This window comes from Sulfitobacter faviae, from assembly GCF_029870955.1.
Taxonomy (GTDB): Bacteria; Pseudomonadota; Alphaproteobacteria; order Rhodobacterales; family Rhodobacteraceae; genus Sulfitobacter; species Sulfitobacter faviae.
Window position 1 is genome coordinate 87,446 of the sequence record NZ_PGFQ01000003.1, and the last position, 18,903, is coordinate 106,348.

General features: G+C 61.6%; 17 protein-coding genes and 1 pseudogene. 9 read left to right on the forward strand and 9 right to left on the reverse strand.

Translation table 11 applies throughout. From position 1 onward, the window contains the following. The first annotated feature begins 13 nt into the window (after positions 1-13). The 7 genes from CUR85_RS18090 (at position 14) to CUR85_RS18120 (ending at position 5,422) form a co-directional block, all read left to right on the forward strand. Positions 14-667 (forward strand): VirB8 family type IV secretion system protein, encoded by a 654-nt coding sequence (locus tag CUR85_RS18090; protein WP_280323046.1) that lies wholly within the window; start codon positions 14-16, stop codon positions 665-667. Between the two features lie 2 nt (positions 668-669). After that, a complete protein-coding gene (locus tag CUR85_RS18095; RefSeq protein ID WP_067261115.1) occupies positions 670-1,365 on the forward strand; it encodes a TrbG/VirB9 family P-type conjugative transfer protein in 696 nt (231 codons plus the stop codon). Then, positions 1,362-2,741: a TraB/TrbI/VirB10 family type IV secretion system protein gene (locus CUR85_RS18100; RefSeq protein WP_067261116.1), complete on the forward strand. Its 1,380-nt coding sequence runs from the start codon at positions 1,362-1,364 to the stop codon at positions 2,739-2,741. The genes CUR85_RS18095 and CUR85_RS18100 overlap by 4 nt, the downstream gene beginning before the upstream one ends. Before the next feature lie 4 nt (positions 2,742-2,745). Next, the gene (locus CUR85_RS18105; RefSeq protein WP_280323047.1) at positions 2,746-3,732 is read left to right on the forward strand and encodes an ATPase, T2SS/T4P/T4SS family; all 987 of its coding nucleotides are present in this window, start codon (positions 2,746-2,748) and stop codon (positions 3,730-3,732) included. Then, complete coding sequence (locus tag CUR85_RS18110) at positions 3,729-3,923, forward strand: DUF4177 domain-containing protein (protein ID WP_093743713.1); 195 nt, start codon at positions 3,729-3,731, stop codon at positions 3,921-3,923. Before CUR85_RS18105 ends, CUR85_RS18110 begins: the two co-directional genes overlap by 4 nt. Positions 3,924-4,003: 80 nt before the next feature. Next, positions 4,004-4,333 (forward strand): hypothetical protein, encoded by a 330-nt coding sequence (locus CUR85_RS18115; protein WP_280323049.1) that lies wholly within the window; start codon positions 4,004-4,006, stop codon positions 4,331-4,333. Positions 4,334-4,345: 12 nt separating this feature from the next. Continuing rightward, positions 4,346-5,422: a TrbL/VirB6 family protein gene (locus CUR85_RS18120; RefSeq protein WP_093743715.1), complete on the forward strand. Its 1,077-nt coding sequence runs from the start codon at positions 4,346-4,348 to the stop codon at positions 5,420-5,422. Positions 5,423-5,558: 136 nt separating this feature from the next. On the opposite strand, the gene CUR85_RS18125 is transcribed toward CUR85_RS18120, so the two are convergent. The 4 genes from CUR85_RS18125 to CUR85_RS18140 form a co-directional block, all read right to left on the reverse strand. Next, complete coding sequence (locus tag CUR85_RS18125; RefSeq protein ID WP_093743716.1) at positions 5,559-6,734, reverse strand: patatin-like phospholipase family protein; 1,176 nt, start codon at positions 6,732-6,734, stop codon at positions 5,559-5,561. Continuing rightward, positions 6,731-8,692 carry an anti-phage 6A-MBL system cap2_3 protein gene (gene cap2-3 / locus CUR85_RS20430; protein WP_343245496.1) on the reverse strand — a complete coding sequence of 654 codons (1,962 nt, stop codon included), beginning with the start codon at positions 8,690-8,692 and terminating at the stop codon, positions 6,731-6,733. Before cap2-3 ends, CUR85_RS18125 begins: the two co-directional genes overlap by 4 nt. Before the next feature lie 322 nt (positions 8,693-9,014). Further along, positions 9,015-10,145, reverse strand: a complete 1,131-nt coding sequence (gene mblB, locus CUR85_RS18135; RefSeq protein ID WP_093743718.1) for an anti-phage 6A-MBL system MBL-fold protein — start codon at positions 10,143-10,145, stop codon at positions 9,015-9,017. A gap of 69 nt (positions 10,146-10,214) precedes the next feature. Beyond that, positions 10,215-10,499 carry a DUF2188 domain-containing protein gene (locus CUR85_RS18140; RefSeq protein ID WP_425520179.1) on the reverse strand — a complete coding sequence of 95 codons (285 nt, stop codon included), beginning with the start codon at positions 10,497-10,499 and terminating at the stop codon, positions 10,215-10,217. A gap of 145 nt (positions 10,500-10,644) precedes the next feature. Here CUR85_RS18140 and CUR85_RS20630 point away from each other — a divergent pair, with 145 nt between their 5' ends. Together CUR85_RS20630 and CUR85_RS20435 are read left to right on the forward strand one after the other, a co-directional pair. After that, entirely contained in the window at positions 10,645-10,914 is a 270-nt protein-coding gene (locus tag CUR85_RS20630) for a helix-turn-helix domain-containing protein (protein WP_425520180.1), read from the forward strand. Next, on the forward strand, positions 10,915-11,484 hold the full coding sequence (locus tag CUR85_RS20435) for an ImmA/IrrE family metallo-endopeptidase (RefSeq protein WP_093743721.1): 570 nt from the start codon (positions 10,915-10,917) through the stop codon (positions 11,482-11,484). A gap of 118 nt (positions 11,485-11,602) precedes the next feature. Here the strand turns inward: CUR85_RS20435 and CUR85_RS18150 are convergent. From CUR85_RS18150 to CUR85_RS18170, 5 genes and pseudogenes are all read right to left on the reverse strand, one after another. Then, a pseudogene (locus CUR85_RS18150) lies at positions 11,603-13,602 on the reverse strand (type IV secretory system conjugative DNA transfer family protein). Between the two features lie 8 nt (positions 13,603-13,610). Then, complete coding sequence (locus tag CUR85_RS18155) at positions 13,611-15,944, reverse strand: relaxase/mobilization nuclease domain-containing protein (RefSeq protein WP_280323050.1); 2,334 nt, start codon at positions 15,942-15,944, stop codon at positions 13,611-13,613. Continuing rightward, a complete protein-coding gene (locus CUR85_RS18160; RefSeq protein ID WP_343245495.1) occupies positions 15,931-16,524 on the reverse strand; it encodes a helix-turn-helix domain-containing protein in 594 nt (197 codons plus the stop codon). Before CUR85_RS18160 ends, CUR85_RS18155 begins: the two co-directional genes overlap by 14 nt. A 551-nt stretch (positions 16,525-17,075) precedes the next feature. Further along, positions 17,076-17,282, reverse strand: coding sequence for a hypothetical protein (locus tag CUR85_RS18165; protein ID WP_007120662.1), 207 nt, complete (start codon positions 17,280-17,282; stop codon positions 17,076-17,078). A 527-nt stretch (positions 17,283-17,809) separates the two neighbouring features. Next, a complete protein-coding gene (locus tag CUR85_RS18170; RefSeq protein WP_425520182.1) occupies positions 17,810-18,859 on the reverse strand; it encodes a nucleotidyltransferase family protein in 1,050 nt (349 codons plus the stop codon). Between the last annotated feature and the right edge of the window lie 44 nt (positions 18,860-18,903).

Sequence of the window (18,903 nt, forward strand, 5' to 3'; positions counted from 1 at the left end):
GGAGGCATGACGGGTGGCGACTGAACAGGAAATCATCGAGGAAGAACTGGTCTACGGTGCCCTGCGCCGTGAACGGCTCTGGCAGCGTCTTGGCCTGATAGGCCTTGTCTTCGGCATCATCGGCTGTCTGAGCGCGGCAGCTGTCTCGATCCTCGATGTCGATCCGCCCCCCGTCGTTGTCCCCTATGATCCCGCCACCGGCTTTGCACTCCCCGAAGCCTCGGTGGGCGCTTCCTCGGTGACCGCCAACCAGGCGATCATCGAGGCGGAAGTGTTCCGCTATGTGACCGACCGCGAGGTCTACAACCAGCTCGACAACGACCTGCGCATCCGCAGCGTCCTGCGCCGCTCTGACGGGGCTGCCGAGAGCGGGCTACGCCAGATCTGGAACAGCGCAAATGAAAACTATCCGCCGACCGTCTATGGCCCCAATGCCCGGCTCGACGTGGAGATCCTCAGCATCAACCGGATCGGAACCAACCGCGCGACGGTCCGCCTGCGCAAGCAGCTGACCTCCATCAACGGCACCCAGACCGGGCTCTTCACCGCCACGCTTCTCTTCGAGTTCCGCCCCGAAACCCGTCGCTCCATCGATGAGGTCTGGACCAATCCCTTCGGCTTCACCGTCCTCGAATATTCCATCCGCTCCGACAGATTGGAGAACTGACGTTGTTGTTTATAAGATCGCTTATTTTTGTCATTGCCCTGTTGCCCGGCCTCGCCTCTGCCGAAGCCATCCCGCGCGGCGGTCCCAACGACAGCCGGGTGCGCTTGGCCACCTACCAGGAGGGTCAGGTCTACCGTCTCAGCGTGTCGCTCACCCATGTGACCACCATCGAGTTCGGCGAGGGCGAAAGCATCCGCTCGATCATCGCGGGCGACACCGAGGGCTTCGAGATCGACGGCGTCCCGGGCGGTCAGGCCTTCGCGATCAAGCCTGTGGCGCGCGGGGTGCATACCAATGTGACAGTCTATACGAACCGCCGGAGCTACTACTTCAACGTCCAGGAGGTCCGCAGCCCAACCTTCTACGTGGTGCAGTTCCGCTATCCGGAGGACGATGCGCGCCCGACCCGGGCCATCGCCGCCCAAGCGCCGAACTACAACTACGGCGCCAGCGCGCGGACCGAGTTCACGCCAACCCGCATCTGGGATGACGGGACGTTCACGTATTTCGCCTTTCCGAGAAACGCACCTGTGCCAGCGATCTTCCGCTACGCGGGCGACCGTGAACGCACGGTCAACACGCAAACCCCTGAGGACGGCGTGATCCGCGTCAGCGGCGTAAACCGCCAATGGGTCCTGCGACTTGGCGAAGAGGTGGTCTGCATCGAGGCGATCCCGCCCGCGGAGGCCGCCTCATGAGCGATACCGAGAATACCGAGCTGGAAAAGCGCCTCGCCGCCCTTGAGAAAGGCAGTGCCCGCGCCCCCACGGCGGCACAGCGCCGGTCGCCCCTTCTCGCGCTGATCGTGGTCCTCGTCATCGGCGCAGGTGGTGCCCTGTTCTATCTCCTCTCACAGCCCGACGAAGAGGAAGCCTTGCCGACGGCCACTCCGGACGTCTTCCAAAACGAAGGGGACGGCTTTGGCGCTATCGAGACCTTGCCCCCGCCCGAGCCCGAGGTTGTGTTCGTCGGACCAGACCCCGTCGAGCCCAACGCGGAGCTTCTGGCGCAGATCACCGCCCTGCAGGCTCAGATCGAGGAATTGCGCAACGCCCCTGAACCGGTCGTCGAGGAAGACACCGCCGCCGCAGAGGCGATCGACGCGCTGACCGCTCAGATCGCTGCGCTACAAGCCGCCTCGGAAGCCGCACAGCAACGGTTCCAGGACGAACTGACGGCCCGGGATCGCAACCTTGAGCAATTACGCATGGATCTGGAACTGGCCCAACTCGAGGCCAGCAGACCCCAACCCGCCCCAGCGGGTCCTACGGAGGATGAGCTGCGCGCACGCGAGCAAGAGCGACTGCGCCGTGAGGAAGAAGCCCGGCGCATGGCCGAACTGGAGCGCCGCGCCGCGGAGGAACGCGCTTTTCAGGAGCGGCGCATCGTCTCGCCCACCATCGCGTTTGGGGGCACGTCCGGAGCGAATGAAACGGCTCTGACCGAACGCACTTTTGGCGAGGTGACGGATTTCGTGCTGAACGGGGCGCTGCCCTCGACGGTGACGCAGGCTGAAGTGATCGCCAATCCCTCCAACACCATCATCCAAGGCACCATGATCCAGGCCGTCATGGAAACCGCCCTCGACAGCTCCCTGCCCGGCCAGACCCGTGCCGTGGTGTCCGAGGATGTCTACAGCGTCGATGGTGCGCGCCTCTTGATCCCGCGCGGATCCCGTCTCATCGGGCGCTACCGCTCGGGCGTCGATATCGCGCAGCGCCGGGTCACCATCGCTTGGGACCGGATCATCCTGCCCGCGGGCCAGACCGTCCAGATCAGCTCTTTCGGGGGCGATGAACTGGGACGTTCCGGTGTCACGGGGCTCATAGACACGCGCTTTGCCGAGCGTTTCGGGTCGGCCGCCCTGATCTCGCTGATTTCCGCAGCACCTGGTGCCGCCGCCTCCGAGGTCCAGGATGAGACTGCCGCCGACGTTCTTGAGGACGTTGGCGATGATCTGGCAGATGCGACGGACAGCGTCATCGGCGATTACCTCTCCATCGGCTCCGTCATCTATGTCGACCAGGGCGCCCGCGTCACGGTCATGGTCGACCGCGATCTGGAGATATTCTGAGCCCATGTCGCTGAGCTATCTCGAAACCTCGCTTGACGGGATCCACGCCGCCGCTCGCGACGATGTCATCGAGATCTGCATCAACCCTGATGGCACCTGCTGGGGAGAATTCCAGGGCGATCACTTCATGCGCGCGCTGGACCAGAGGCTGACCGGCGTTCAGGTCAGGGACCTCGGCAACCAGATCGCCTCATCAGCCAATACCACGATGAGCAAGGACCGCCCCATCGTCTCGGTTTCGATCACCTACAAGGGGCGCCCGATCCGCGCACAGGTCATCACCCCGCCCGCCGTGCTCTCGGCCATGTCGATCAGCCTGCGGTTCTTCTCAAGCCTGCCACTCGAGGGCATCGCGCTCGACTTTCTCTACGGAAAAGAGCGCAAGCTCGAAGACCTGCGCGTGGAAAAGAAGCGCGCCTTGCGCGCAGTGGTGGCCGCGGGTTTGATCGATGATGCGCTCGCCTTCTGCGTCGAGAACAAACTCAACATGATCGTCTCGGGCGGCACCTCCACCGGCAAGACCGTGGCCGCGCGCAAGATCCTCTCTCACGTACCGGCCGAGGAACGCATCGTCACCATCGAAGAAGCCGCCGAGCTTCTGCCGACCCAACCAAATGCCGTGACCCTCATCGCCAATCGCGACGCGGAGTTCCAAACTGCTGACGTGCTTCTGACCGCTACCCTGCGCATGCGGCCTGACCGGATCATCCTCGGCGAGGTACGTGGCAAGGAAGCCATGACATTCCTAGAAGCAATTAATACCGGCCACGGCGGGTCCATGACCACGTTGCATGCAGAGACACCACAGCTTGCGGTTCAGCGCCTCGCGATCGCAGCGCTCAAGACCGAGATCCCGATGACCTATGCCGACATGATCCAGTACATCGAGAATTCCATCGACGTGATCATCCAGGCCGGTCGCCATGACGGCAAACGCGGCATCACCGAATTCTACCTCCCCGGCGCAACTGAGATTGGAATTTCCCCATGAAGACGTTTGAATACAATATCCTGTCCTTTCCCATGACCCGCAAGACCAGCCTCTCCGACATGCAGGCCAGCCTGAACGAGAAGGGCGCAGACGGGTGGGAGGTGGTGTCGATCAGCTCCTCGGAATTCGCCAATATCGGGCACACCGTTTTCCTGAAACGCGAAACCACACCCGCTGAAGCCACGGCATGAGGCAGGCGGGCTGTACTCTCGTACTGACTGCGCTGGTCTTGGGCCTAACGTCGGCACCCGGCTTCGCTGAGCGCAATCTCGTGCCGACCCTCGAGCGCAACTTCACCGTCTGTCCAGACCGGCCCGCTGAACCTGTCTGGATGCAGGAGATCCCCTTGCGCCAAGCCTATCAGCGCGTGTTAGTTCAAGACATTTACCGCGCACAGAACCTCGAGCGGATTGTTGAGATCGGCAACTGCGACTGCGCGACCCGGTTCCCGTCCTGGGACGCGGCCGAGGCCGTGTTTAGTGAGCGCCACGAGAGCAACGAACGATGGGAGATGCTGCAAGCCTCGGAGGGCTACAACCGCCGCGCCAACGCCGCCCGCCCTGCAGCGAAGGCAATCTGCGACGCCGCAGGCAATTGGTAAGGCTGATCCCCGATGAGTGTCGTCACCTACTTCGTTGAAACCTCCCAAGCCTATCTCGACACCGCCGCTGAGACCCAGTTTGGCGCGGTTGCGGCAACGGTCGGCACGCTCCTGGTTTTGGGGACAACGCTGGTGGTGATCCTCGTCGGCACCAACATGATCTATCAATATCGGGCCATGGATGGGCACACAGCCTTCTGGCTCGCGGTCAAGATCGGGCTCATCGGGATATTCGCGACCAATTGGATGCAGTTCAACGCGTTCTCGTCAGCCATTCTCTATGGGATCGACAGTATCGCGGGTGCGCTGGTAGCCTCCGTCGGCGGCGGCAGTCCGGGGCCCTCTGGAACTTTCGCCGAAGAATTCGACCGGCTGATCGCGGAACTGGGCAACTATTTGAACGCTGCCGGGTCCGAACTGAACTGGATGGCCGGCGCCATGCTCGACATCGTCGGTGTTCTTCTGCTCTCAATCCTCGGCGGACTGGCCGCCTTCATCCTCGTGGCCTCCCGACTGATGATCGCGCTTCTGATCGGGATCGCCCCGGTGATGATTTTCCTGACCCTCTTCGAGGTCACCAAGGATTATTTCGCGCGCTGGCTGTCCGCGCTGATTTCCTTTGCGCTATACCCCATCGTCGTCGCAGGCGTGTTCGCAACGATCACAGGCGTTTCCTCCGCGCTCATCGGCGAACTAGGCGATCCCGAAGGGGCCTCAAACATCGGCGCGCTCATCCCCTTCTTCATGATGGTGCTCATGGCCAAGGGCTTCATTATCGCCACGCCCTTCATCGTCCGCGCGATCTCCGGCAACATCATGATGCCCGCCCTCTCCGGAGGTCTCGACGGCGGCTACAGCTTTGCCCGCGCCGCCATGGGAGGCCAGCAGGCCTACAATCGCTACCTCATCGGCGGGGCCAGTGGCGCAGAATACGCAGCCCTCAGGGCGCGGCAGTTCTTTGGCGTGCAGCAGATGCCTGCAAGGCAAGGCATGGGGCAGACGGGTTCCGGAGGCGGCACAGGATCCACTGACGCAGGGTCCAAAATGCTGGCGCAGCTGGCGAGACTGGGTCGACTTGGACGACGGTGACGGCGCTAGCTGGACGATAAAGAGTTGATCAGCGCCATGGACCAGTTTTCGCAAGAGCGGTCATTCGCGACACCTCACGAATCAGGATGCCTCAAGCACATGCTTACGTCGGAAAACTCGCACTTGCTCACACATTTCACGACAGTTCTGGCATGTGCTCGGCAATCAACGCGTATGTCAACTGTTCACCACGCTTGCTGAGTTTCTCGATCCACTCCTCCGGCATTGTAGAGAAGTCAGTAGGATATCCATGTACGTCTTCTCGTGAAACGAGATCCGATGGCGGAAACGCGAGGCGGGAGTCATCCTGGCCGAGAAAAGGCATGGCAAACCCCTTAATCTGTCCTGACGACTTCAAATCGAATAGACGCTTCACGGCTGCGTTTTGAGCCCTGTCGAAGATGCTCGTGAACGTGCTTGTAAGGCGCGCCATGAAGAATTGGCTCGGTGGATCAAACCGAAGACCGTATCCCGCGCGGCAGCAGATGATTGTGTCCACATTAGAGACGTTTAGACTTATGGAGGAATCTCGATCCGGCCAAAGCGGCGCAAGGCCCAAGTTGTCATATGCCCCGCCGTCAGTCAGGGTAACGTGTTCCTCGCGCCGCGATCCGTCAGGCTTGTTGAAGGCGAGACGTTCATCAAGCGCTGGCAGAAACAACGGATATGCCGCAGAGGCCATGACTGCATGTGCAAGAGTCGTCTGTGAACCGGCAAGTTCTCCGAGACGCCAAGATCCCGACTTCTCCCGCGAGAAATAGAAAGCCGAACCCGTGCGCAAATCCGCGGCATTGATAATCAGAAGTGGGCGCGTCAAGGGCAATTGCCGCAACTTCTGACCATGAAAGACATCTTCGTCCAAGACCCTACGCAAGATCGTCGTCCTGCTCGCAAAACGCGGCATGGGTGCGCGCAACTTTTCTAGGCTCCAGCGCTTTCGCGCTGTCGTTGGCAGTAACAGAGCAAGGAGGCGCGGTCCGGTCGCGATCGCCAAGATGGCGACGTTGATCACTCCAAGAAGGGCAGCACAATAGACCGCTCGCAGGCCTTCGGTAGTTGTGAACACTTTACGCAAGGCGGGGCGAACCAAACCGCGGGCAAGTAATGATCGCACTTTGGTCTCGAAGACCGTGAAAGGTTCGTCATTGGCCGCGTAGAGTGCGCCAATGACGCTTCCCCCGGATACCGTCGAGATAACCCGAACTTCGTCAAGAATCCCCAAGTCATGCAAGGCGCGCAGACAGCCCAGATGAAACGCAATGGCACGGGATCCACCGCCTGAGAGCGAGAGGCCGATTGCGGGCTTACTCATTGACCCGATCCGTCAGCCAGCGGAGAAGGTTCTTTATTTCGGCGCATGAACACAACAGCGAGTTCAGCCTGCCCGGCAATCAACATCAGTCCGGGCAAGGTATCCATGTCAAATATGGTGGCGAGCCAATTGATCTGGGATAGGTCCGTAACACTCGGCATCACCCCCGCCAGTGGCGGGTGTGAATGCCACTCACCGACGTAGCGCAGCTGTCCCTGTGTCTCGGCCATAGATCGGTCGATCATCTGTTGGACACCGCCGGTGCCCCGGACGAACCCGGTCGGCGATCCGATGCTGTCAGCAGGTGCTTTGGCGGCATCGGCAAGGTGTATTTTCCGCGCAGGAATGTCGACGACACCCAGCAGAATACCTCCGGTCTCGTTCGGCAGGCAATCATCTCGCATCGCGGCGATGCGTGAGCGGAGTCCGCCATCGAGTGCGACCTGCCAGCCATCGACATCGAAGCGACGCACATCCTCCGCAGGATAGGAAACGTGCCGGACTTCGCCGCCCGCTCCGAGTGACCAGATGCGAATGACCCCATCATCAGAATCGGCGGCCCGTCCCAGACCTTCCGCAACCAAGCCACTTAGGGCCATGACGCGCGATTCAGGGATCAGGTTTGTGATGGCACGGCAGGCGCCAGTGTAGGCGAATGTCCGTACCGGGGTTTCCAAATGACCGGCGAGAGCTTCCTCGCGGACGATGTGCCCCAGATACTGCGCTTCCAGATCGCGCAACGTGACGCTGCGATCTTTCGGTTCGGCCAGTAGAACGGCGGCATCGCCCGCCGGGCTGAAAAAGATGCTGAACCGCCGAGCCTTGGAGTGATGGTCAGAGAGGAAGCGCTCAGCCAGCAAAGAAGCGGATGCATCCACGATGATATCGGCATCATCGAGCGCGCGATCAACATCGTCATTCCGCTGCCCTTCGACCCCGATCTGGGCGGTTATCGCCGTGGCCACAGTGTCTTCATCGTCAAGTATGCTCGCCAGCGCCCCGGCAAGCAATTCAGATTTGCGTCTCGTGACGTCGCCGCCGAAGCCGACATGACGAGCAAGGTTGTGTGGAAGCAGGACGTCATCGTCTATCACCGTCCAGCAAAAGCGCCCCTCTCGGGCAAGACAAGGAGCGACATGGGCACCGATCGCGCCCCCTCCGACGATCACAGCTTGGCGTTCATCCGGGATGGTGCGGCCCGCAAGCCGGGTCGCAAGGTCTCGGTCAAAGGTAGCGTGGACTTCGACCGGAAGCACGGCCATCGCGATGAGGGCAGCCTCATCCACAGCTCCCGCAGTCAATGCCGGAACGAAGCCGGCGGCACCCCCCTGATCCCTGCTTTCAACCTTGTGGGCAATTCCGAGCGCGACCGCGAGGTCACCAACCTTCTCAGCAGTGACAAAGGCCCGCATATCGGTGCCCTGTTGTGTTCCGTCTGGTGAGGCAATCGGCATCTCGACGATCACGGCCAGGCAGGAATTGATCCGCGCAGCATTGGTCTGCGCGTCGTTCAACCAACCAGCGAGGCGCGTGCGCAGGTCGGCGAACAGGTCGATCCCGCGCACCGTAAGCAAGTCGGCAAGGCTGCCAAGATTACCTGGCGCGAACGAAAGCCGCACCATCTGCGCCGGAAGCACTCGGTATGCTGCCACCGTCAACGGCAAAGCCAGTGTGCGCCCCTCCAGCTGGGAACGCGGGACCACGCGCATCAGCGTGCCCGTGTCGTCAGGGACAGCGACGAGATCCTGTGTGTTGGCGTTATCGATCAACGCACGGGACATAATGATGTTGTAGCCGGTCCCGAACATAAGCGGGTCGACCGGCTGCCGGGCGTCATGCAAAGCGCCCTCGGCAGCTCGCCGAAACCAGGCAAGGATACGGTGGACAAGCTCGGCCGGTGTCCATGTGAGGCGCGCTTCCGCCCAACTTCGGTTATCGATACAGATCGCGCGGGTGATCCTTCGGCAGTGAGATTTTGGTGGGCAGTGTCGGGAAAATCACTCCGCAACACGTAGACGAATGGCATCGTATCGCCGCCAGCGAAGCGAACGCCAATTCGTTCTGTGCGCCGGATTGGCACGACGCTCTGCTGCGGTCTGCCGGTCCTGAAGGTGAGTTCTACAAGCTCACCGGCCCCTCCCCTGCGTAGTGCTAACACGGCAGCGAGCTCGGCGGCATGCCGGTCGACAAACCGCGCAAACGTTGACGCTGCCGAAGAGGTGAGGTCATCGACCTCGATCACTTCGTCGAAGGATGCGGTGAGCCAGGCTTCGACGTCCATTAACCAGCCCTGGGCGACGCCGCCGCGGCGGTTCCAGCAACCATCGGCGCGGCAAGCGCAAGGGCGAAACCAAATGCCGTGATCTTGTATGCGAAGGGCGTAGGGTCACTCTTCGACGGGTACTCCATCGTCACGATGAATTCGCCGTCGTGCGCCACAGTGATCCGACGGTGATAGTTTGCAGCCTGCCGGTGCGGGGGCTGGACGTCGTCGTCGGCCTTCGAACCTTTCACTGGGATCGGCCAGGACGGAGAGATGATGTCGCTGCCGGGTTGGCGCTGATCCTCGAACAGCCACTTGACGTTGGGGTCAGGGACAGTCTCGTTCGAGCCACGCTCTGGCCCCAACGACTTATAGGAGCAATGGTGCGGCAGCTTCATCAGATCCCAAGCGAGCCTGTCCTCATTGCCGTGCTTCCGGCTAACCTGGATGATCGCAGCCAGCGTCTCGTAATTGACGTCTGAGGCGAGAAGCAGCCTCGTCTTCCGGCCGCCCTCGACAAAGGTGGCCTGCATGACGATCGAATCTTCGTTGCGGTCGACGACAGTGTTTTCATCTTGTCGCCAGCCAAACGGGCAGTGCACAAAAAACTCTACCTTCTCTGGTCCAGTCAATGTGTACCCAGGCACGAGTTTGCCAGCATCCACAATCAAGTGCTTGCGGCTTTCAAAGTCGATCCCTTCCGCCTCCATCCAAGCCTTCAGCCGTTCGGGGCGAGAGAACACTCGAATACCCTTGCCCTGACGCAAACGGTACCGTGCCTCCGCACGGACCAACCGCGCATCATCCTTCAAGTTCTCTTCAAGGATTGCCGCTGCAGGTACCCAGAGCTCCCTGATCTTTACGCGACCCTTGCCTTGGTAGAGTGCAGCATGATCCAGCCAGAAGAAGTCACCGAACCCCTTACAGTGATCGGCGTCAGTGTGCGTGATGCAAACCGCATCGAAGTAGTCGCGGCCCGCTTTATCCAAGTCGCGGCGAAGTGTCGTCGGCAAGTCGCAACGCTGGTCATCCTCATCGCCGTCGCAACGCATTGCGGCGAAGTCGATCAGGATCTTGCGCCCATCGGCAAGGTCGAGGCGGGCGGTGTCGGCGTTGCCGAGCGGAAAGAAGTTCACCAGAGCCTGCATTTCACTGTCCTCATATTTTTGCCCGAGCAGATTGGGCAGTTTTTTTGACCTCCAGCCCCGTGCTGGAGTCTAGCCTTTCGGCGGATAGGGATCGTTCCCATAGGAATTGGCATCGCGGATCTGGCCATTGGGCCGATGGATGACGACCTCGCCTCGCTCTCGGATCGCCGTGGTGCGTGCGGCCGCGCTCGCCTCTGCCTGAGTCGCATGCGTGGATCCGACCCGGGTAGCGCCCTCACGGCGTGCAGCCCAACCATCCCCGTGGCGGACCACATGAATACGCTTTGACATCGAATTCTCCTTATTTTCCTGACTCGCCTCAATTCGAAACTGTTGACCCCGGCCCTTCGGCATGATTCAAGTGTTTCACAGACTGGTATAGGCCAGAAGCCTCGCCAAGTAAACAGTCGTCGCACCACTAATACCAGTCTACGAAACACTAAGGAGGGCACATGAATATCAACGAACTCGCCCCACTAGTCTTAAGGCGACGGGAAACATGGGGGTTAGGGCTGCCGCGAAGGAGATCGGGATCAGTCCGACCACACTCACGAGGATCGAAAAAGGGCATGTGCCAGACGTGGGCACGCTCAACAAACTCAGCGAATGGTTGGGGGAGGAGCCTTCGAAGTTCACGGGCGTTGGAGACCTTCAAATCGCATTCAAGAACAGAAAAGCCGTCCCGCAAGCGACCGCCCTTGCTCTGGCTGAACTAATCACCCAGGCTTCGCGACAATTCGAACAAGACGTCGATGCTCGAGGACACTAAGTGGCATTCAGACGAGGGTTCAAATCTCAATGTGAGCGGCGATCGGTCGAGTTTCGAAAACAGTTTGGCCTGTCGGATCACGACGCGCTGTCTGCCGACCGATTGGCAGAAGAGCTTCGAGTAACTGTTTGGTCCACCGATGAAGTTGATGGGATATCAGAAAGCGCAAGGTCGGTTCTGAGCGACGAGACTGATCAATCGTGGTCCGCCCTCACGATGAGATTAGGCGCGGCCCATCTTGTCGTTCACAAACCGGTTTCATCTAAAGGTCGTCGCAACAATGTGGTGATGCACGAGCTGGCGCACATCATCTTGGGCCACGAACTCGCATCAGCCTGCATCCTAGAGGACGGCTCGCTTGTCCCGGGAAACTTCGATCAAGACCAGGAAGACGAAGCCGACTGGTTGGCCGGCGCCTTGCTGCTGCCCCGGCCCGCCCTTTTGTCTATTCGTCGCCGTCGGCTCTCAGACCGTGACGCTTGCAAAGAACATCTCGTCAGTCCGGACATGCTGAAGTGGCGGTTTCGGATGACGGGTGTAGACTACCAGCTTTTGCGCCGCCACACGTAGCATTCTTTGCTCCCACTCCAAACGAAGGTCAGCTTTCGTTCCGGATTGCCAATTCATTTTCGGTTTCCACGAAAGCCCGATTCCAGTCCTGCCCGACAGACAGACCAAGCTCGCCAACCTATCGAGCAACCAGATTTTCACCACCGTCCTCTCGCAGCATCGCTTCCATGTCGTCCAAGCCATCGACGGCGGAGCGCATCTGCGCCTCATTTACTACGCTCGCTGCCTCTGCATCGGCGACCTGGCTCCCAAAATCCATCTCCATCTGACGCTGTTCCTCGGCGATGACGGCTTGAACGACGGGCGAGGTTTTCTTTGGAACGCCGTCAGTTTGTCGTGACAGTTGCCCCCAGACGCCTGAGCTGAGTTTTCCACGACGGCTTCAGGTCCACTTGGTCCGTTCGCAGGCGGCGTCATCGGCATGGCGCGCACACTCAGCGGCAGCTTACCCTGCGACCCACCTCCCCCCGGCTTCGGAAACGGCAACTCTCCCGTCTGTGCCGCATGGATCGCCTTGAACAGCCGATCGTCAAAATATTGGATCCGCTTCGCGCGGACCGGCATCTGGGCATCGATGACCATGACGATCTCGTCGAGCGGTAGGCGGCGCGCCTCATCCTCGGGCAGGAGAGAGCTTTCTTCGGTCCGGGTGGACTGGCTGCGTCCTTCAAAGGGGTTCTTGCCGATGGACTGGGAGCGCGTGACGACGGTCTTCGTGGTCTTACCGACCGCCTTGCTCAGCTCTTCGACGGTCTTCTCATCCGAGGGCGTGAGATAGAGCTTCACGCCCGCATTGCCCTGCAGCGCGCGACGGGTGTTCTCGCCGTAGATTTCATCGAGGGCGGGGATGGTTTGGGTGACCACGGCTAGGTGACCACGATAGGTCCGCAGGGTCTCGATGCTCTCGACCACGATGGGCATCTTGCCCAAGCGATTGAACTCGTCGAGCATGATCATCACCGGCCAGGGCTCATCCGGCCCGGGATCCTTCTCCTGCATCGCCGACAGCAGATCAGAGAAGAAGAGCCGGATCAGCGGCGCGAGGGGTTTGACCATCAGAGGCTGGACCACGAGATAGACCGAGAAGGGCTTCTTGCGGATTGTCCGGAAATCAAAGTCCGAGACCGCTGTCGCCTCATCGATCGCCGGGTTCTGCCATTGATCCAGTCCCGAGGTCATCAGAAGCGAGACATAAGAAGTCAGCGTATCGTTGTTGGTCGAGGCCAACCGGGTGAAGATCAGCTTGGCGGCCCGGTTGTCCACCTCGTGGCCCCGCGCGAAGTATTCCTTCTGCTTGTTCCCGCCCGAGGCCGCGATGCGATAGATCTCGCCCAAGGTCGGGCGCTTGCGCTGGAAGGCCAACAGGCCTGCCGCCACGAAGAGATCGATCCCGCCTTTGAGGAGGCCCTGCACCCGGTCGTTGTCGCTTTGCAAAAAGAGCGTCGCCAAGAGCTGCAATTCCATCTGCTGGCGGGCAGGATCTTTCAGTTGATAGATGCGCAAGAGCGGGTTGTAGCGATGCGTGCGCTTGCCCTCCCAATCGGTGGGGGCAAAGCGATAGACCTTGTCGCCTTGGGCTGCGCGGTGTCGGGCCGTGGCCTCAAAGCACTCGCCCTTCACATCGAGCGTCACGGCGGAGCCTTGCCAGGTCAGCAGGTTCGGAATGACAAAGCCCGTGGTCTTGCCACGGCCCGTGGGCGCCACGATCAGCGCATGGGGGAAGACCTTGGAGCAAATGTAATTGGCGCGGGAGCCGGGCGGCCCAAGTTTGCCGAGGATGAACCCGGTCCCGGGCGCCCCGAAGAACCCGTTGGCCTTCATCTCGCGCGCGGTCTGCCAATGGGTCTGGCCAAAGCGTGTGAGGGCGGACCCTGAGAGGGCGAGGCTCAGCATCAGGCCGGCGGCGGCGAAGCTGCCGACGATCAGGTGAATAAGTTGCGCGTCCTCCGGGCGGCGATCGAGGATCGCCAGATAGTTCTGCGCGATATAGGCAAAATCGATCTCGGCCCCGAAGCCGAGATCCTGGTAGGTCAGCACCGCCGAGGCAATGGTATAGCCCATGGCCCCTGTCACCAGCGTCACGAGCAGGGCGCCCGTGGCGATCCGCGCTTTTCCCATGGAGGCGCTCAATGGACCTGTCCCCGCTCGGTCTCGCCATCCACGTCTGTCGCGCGGTGTTTTTCATACTCGGCGTCGGCAAGTTCGTCGACCACCTGGCGCAAGGCCTCGGTGTTGGCCGTCGCCGCATTGGATTGCAGGTAGACCTTGGCGACATAGAGCCGGTCGAGACGGTCCTCGAGAACCTTGTCCAGCGCATCGGCATCGCCGGATGTGAGCCGGCCCAATTGGCGGTCATCCAGTACCCGCGCGATCTCGCCGCGGAAGGCGTCCCGCTCCGCCTCGGTCTCGAAGGGCGCGGACAACTCCCCCGCCCGCTCATGGTCCAGGACACGCGCAATCTCGTCTGCAAGGCGGTCGGCACGGTCAGACAGCGAAGCAGTTTCATCGCGGGCTGCGAGGGGTGTGTCGCGCGTTCCAGACCCAAGCCCGTCGCGCAACTCGTTTTCGCGGCGGACCTGATTGATGACCTCCGTGTCACGTATCTCGACGACGGCCGCATAGGTGGCGCCAAGCCCGCGGGCGAGGTGGGACGGCATGTCCGGATAGCGCGCGCGCAAGTCATCCGTGACAGCATCGGCAACAGGAGTGCGGGCATCGCGACCCTCCATGATCCGGTCGACCTCGCGGGTGATCTCGCTGGCGCGGGCCGCATCGGTGATGGTCTCCCTGTAGGGCTCAGACCGGTCAATCACATCGCCAGGGCGTGCGAGCAGATCCGGGTGTGCCTCGAGATACGCGCGCTGCTCCGTCTCGATCCGGCGCTCCGCCCGTGAGACAACCTCCCAGTCCCGGTCCTCGATCTGCTGCGCTGTCAGACCCTCGGCGCGCATCTCCTGACGGATTGTCCCTTCCATCGCCCGCACCGCGTCCTCGTGATAATGGAACCGCTCGCTGATCGGTTCCGCTTCCACGACGCCGTCCCGGCGCAGCACGTTTTCCCGTTCCAGAAGCGTGCCAAGCGCGACATGCACGTCATTCAGGATGTCGCGCGCCTGTTCCAGATCAGCGCGGCGTTCGAGGTTCAGATCGCGCGCCTCGGCCACCTTGGAGAGGTCATCGGCGATCCATTGATGCTCGAGCGCAGCATTTGAGGCGCCCGTCTCGATCCGGGCCACCACTTCCGATGTGCTGATCCCGGTGCCCCGCAGGGCCGCGTCGATCCGCGACCGCAGTCGCGGCTCTGCGAGGCGTTCGAGCTGGCTCTCTTGGATGTTTGCCTCTGAGTAGACCCCACCCTCCGACGGCACCTCAGACAACGTGCTCGAACGCAATCCGAGCGGCTGCATGTGCTGGACCTGCGTCTGGATCTCGATGAGGCGTTTTTCCAGCACGGGACGTTCCGAGTCAGACTTCTCGGCGATCATGCCCTGCACCCGCGCGAGCTTTTCCGCATAGAGACTTCTCAGATCCTCGAAACTTTGATCTTCGGCCATATACACATCTCCTGTTCGGTCCACCTGCCCGCCATGCGCCAGCACCTCGCCCGCGCGGAAGAGTGCCGCGGCAATATCCTCGCGGGCCTCCCGGGAGGCTTCCGCGGCAAGCGAATGGTAGACGGTTCTGGTGTTAGCGATCTCCGCCAGCGTCCGGATCAGGTCCTGTCCCACGCGTTCGCGCTCGCGGGGCGCGCGCCCCTCTTCTTTCGCGGCGTAGACCTCGCTGGTCCGGGCTGGGTAATGTACAGCCCCGCGATCCACCCGCCGCGTGGCCTCCAGGCGCACGCCGTACTTCTCCGCCTCCTCGACCATGGCGAGGCGGAAGTCGTCATAGTTGAAGCGATGGGTGCGCCCGAGGAAGAAGAACTCGCCTTCTTGCGACCGGCGGTTCAACACCAGATGCGCATGGGGGTGATCGCGATCCTCATGCACCGCGATGATGTAGTCGAAATGCCCCTCATCGCTCTGGAAGAACCGTTCGGCCACATCCGTCGCGATGTCGCGCACATCCTCCCCGCGCGTGCCCACGGGAAAGGACATGAGCATATGGGTGGTCTGTCCCAGCTTGGGTTTGAAGCCCGCGTCCCACCGCTTGGCAAAGCGTTCGGTGAGGTCCTTGATGTCACCCGCCTCGAGCTTCGTCTTGCCATCGAGGAACCCGCTACTGTCCACGATATGGGTGGACTTGGTGGTGAGGTAATCGAGCTGATTCATCAGCTGCGTTTTGGTGTGCGTGCCCCCGCCCCGGATCGCCTTGAAGACCGCTGGCCGGTGCCCGGCTGCCGCGCGCACAAGCTGGCTCTGCTTGGCGACATGCAGCCCCTGCATCGAGCCCCTTATCCGGCTCCAGCCGTCCCGGAAAACCTCCCCGGTGACCGCGTCAACCGCATCATTCAGCCGCATGGGCAAACTCCCTTAGCGCGGCCGTAGCCTCGAGCTGCATCGCGTCGCGACGACGGCGCAGGAGCAGATCGATCTCGTCAGCGGAATCGAGGATGAACCGCGCCAGCACGCGCATCTGCGCAAGGCGCAGTTCGGTGAACTCGGCACTCATGCCGCCATTCGCCCCCTGCCGCTGCCGGTTGGCCCGCGTCATCTGCTTGGCGATCTGCGCGACCCCGTTGCCGACCTCGTGCAGCGAGGCGCGGTAGCGCGCCATCTCTGCTGCCATCTGCGCGTCCGGAACGAACACCCCACCTGCCGCCTGAATGAGCCGCCGCAGCCCCTCGGCCCTGCTCTCGATCCCCGCCTTCGCCAACACCTCGTCGAGCGCCTCAAGCTCCGCAGCCGTGACCTTCACACTGACCGCTGAGACCGGAATTGCGGCATCCGTCTGGCGCTCGGCATCGGCTTTGAGCGTGTACTGGATCGCCCGCGGCGACACACCAAACCGCTCAGCGAGCACCGAGGTGGAAATGCCTTCCGCAGCCTCGCGAACGATCTCCATGCGCTCCGCATTGATGAGGCGTTTTGAGCGAGACATGCGAAGAAAGACCCCCTATTTCCTGCCACCTTCCACCAAGGCTGCCCCTACCTTACGATAATATACCAAGCTGTCAATTATATACTTACGTTGCCTTCAGTCTCAGGCAGCCTTGGTGTCCGCTTCCCCCGCGGCCCGCAGGGACGCGGCTCTGCCGCCCTCACCACCGGGCGACCCACCTGTCCAATGGGTCCCCTTCCCCAGCACCGCCCGAGGGTCTGGCCGAACACGCATGTGTTCGGACGGAACCGCGGGCGGGCGCAAACCCCACCGACAGGGCGGACAGGCAGGGTCAAGGAGGGCCAGATTTGGCTTGCCAAATCTCTGCCGCAAAAACCGGGAGGCCCTGGCCGATAGGTTTTTGCGGATGGCCCCCTTGAGGCTGACTGGCCGGTCTGTCGCGGCCTGATCATTCCGGGGGGGGTGCGTCCGTTGAACGCGCAGCGACCGGAAGCACGGCGAGGTCGCTGCCGGCGATCACCCGCGCCGGTGACGGCATCCCTGGAACAGGGACAGGGCCGCCTGATGGCGGCCCATCCTCGTCAGAGGATTTAGTCCTGGGGATCCTTCGCGCTCGGCGGGAACATCACCAGCTCCGAGACCGCGACGGGGAAGTCGAGCTTGAGGCTGAAGAACTCCGAGCCATCCCCGTTACGGGTGTTGCGGAACATCGCACCCACGCGCTGAAAACGGGTGCGCTCCTGGCCATCGGTATCGGTGAACTTGACGGGGACGGTGGCGACGTAGTGGTTGGTCATTTGGGTTACTCCTTATTGCGATGAGGATCACCCAGCACGGGGGCAAGAGGACCGGTCGCAAGCGCAAATGCGGAGGGTCCGCGGCCCCGCCATGGAAGCCGTATTTGTGCTTGCCGAAGCGTGAGCTGAGGGCACGGACGGGCCGACCCCGTGCGATCCACATCTATGAGCAAAAAGGAGTGATCCGGATGACCCTTGCCATCACGCCGCAGCCATCCTCCGCCGATTCTGGCCGAGGTGCTGACGGAGCCCGCCCACGTGGATGCGATGTTCCGAAACACCACCCGAAGGTTGTACAGGTCTTCAGCCTCATGTGCGATGTCTCGACCCCTCGGTTTTGCGCTGCTGACGATGTGCGAGGTGCGCACCATCCCCAGCCCATACCGATGCGGATGGGCCGCACTCTGACGGGCTGGGTAGAGGGATGACGGTGCTGGATGCCGTGAGCTGCCGATCAAGTGTGACCGATCGCACGCGCCATGAGACATGACGAAAGGGCCGCGCCAAGCACGACCCCGTTACGGCCATCACGCGCCCAAGCTGTCGAGCATCCCCCTGGTATCAGGCATTCGCTTCAGCGAGTTGCCGATGTGCTCCCGCCAGCGCGGCCCAACCTCCATTGCGGTGGCATAGGCCCGAGCCAGATCATCGGGCCGGTCCTCGGCCATCGCTTCGATAAGGAAAGCCGCCTGCTCGCGGTCCTTCGCGGATTTCAGGCTCCCTGCCCCATCGCGGCGCCGGTCGGCAATGATCAGTTTGTGGACTGCATAACGCTCCGGGCGGGGCACCTGCACCAGAACGCCGGATCTATAGATAGCCGCCGCGTGGATCGGCTCAGCGATCAGGAAGTTGAGATAGTTCAATCCTTGGGCGTTCACGCCCAATGCTGGCAGATCACGGATGGTCTCATCTCCGAACGCCGGTGTGAGAAACTCGACCAACTGGCCGCTGCCACCCTGGGCCCATCGCCATGTCCGACCTTGGTCAAGAGCTGGCAGAGGATCGAATTTGAGCGCCGAGAACGTCTCGGCAAGACCCGGGTCGACCTGATCCTGCAACGCAACGCTGAGCTTCTCGAACTGCGCGATGTCGATGTCGCCAGTATTGGCCATACCGCCAATTGGCAGACGGATACCAAGCTCGCCTTCATAGAGGCGAAATGCATTGGTTCCGACGATGGTGCCACCCAAACGGAAGGTTCCGGCTGCGGCCATGGCTGACAGGATGGAACCGGTCGCCCGGTCGATGGGCGTCATGCCTTCCGCACGCAAGAGCCGGACAAGCCGCGACCGTTCCGCCTGCCGATCCTTGGCCGTTGCGCGCAGCTCTTCGATCCGGTCGATGCGCGCGCGCGTCTCGTCGCTGTCTTCGCCGATATAGATGAACCGCATCTCCGTCCCGACACGGCGAGCGGCATACCAATAAGCCTTATCCCCACGCTCCTTGAGCGTGGGCTTGCCTTCGACACCGGACAAGGCGTCGTCCTTCAGAAGACGCACCAGGTCGGTATAGGCGCTCATCGCGATGCTGCTGAGTGGGGTCATGCCTATCATTTCCAAGTTTTGCTTGGCATTCATATACCTATCAAAACAGGAAATTGCTAGGCAAAGTGATTTGGAGA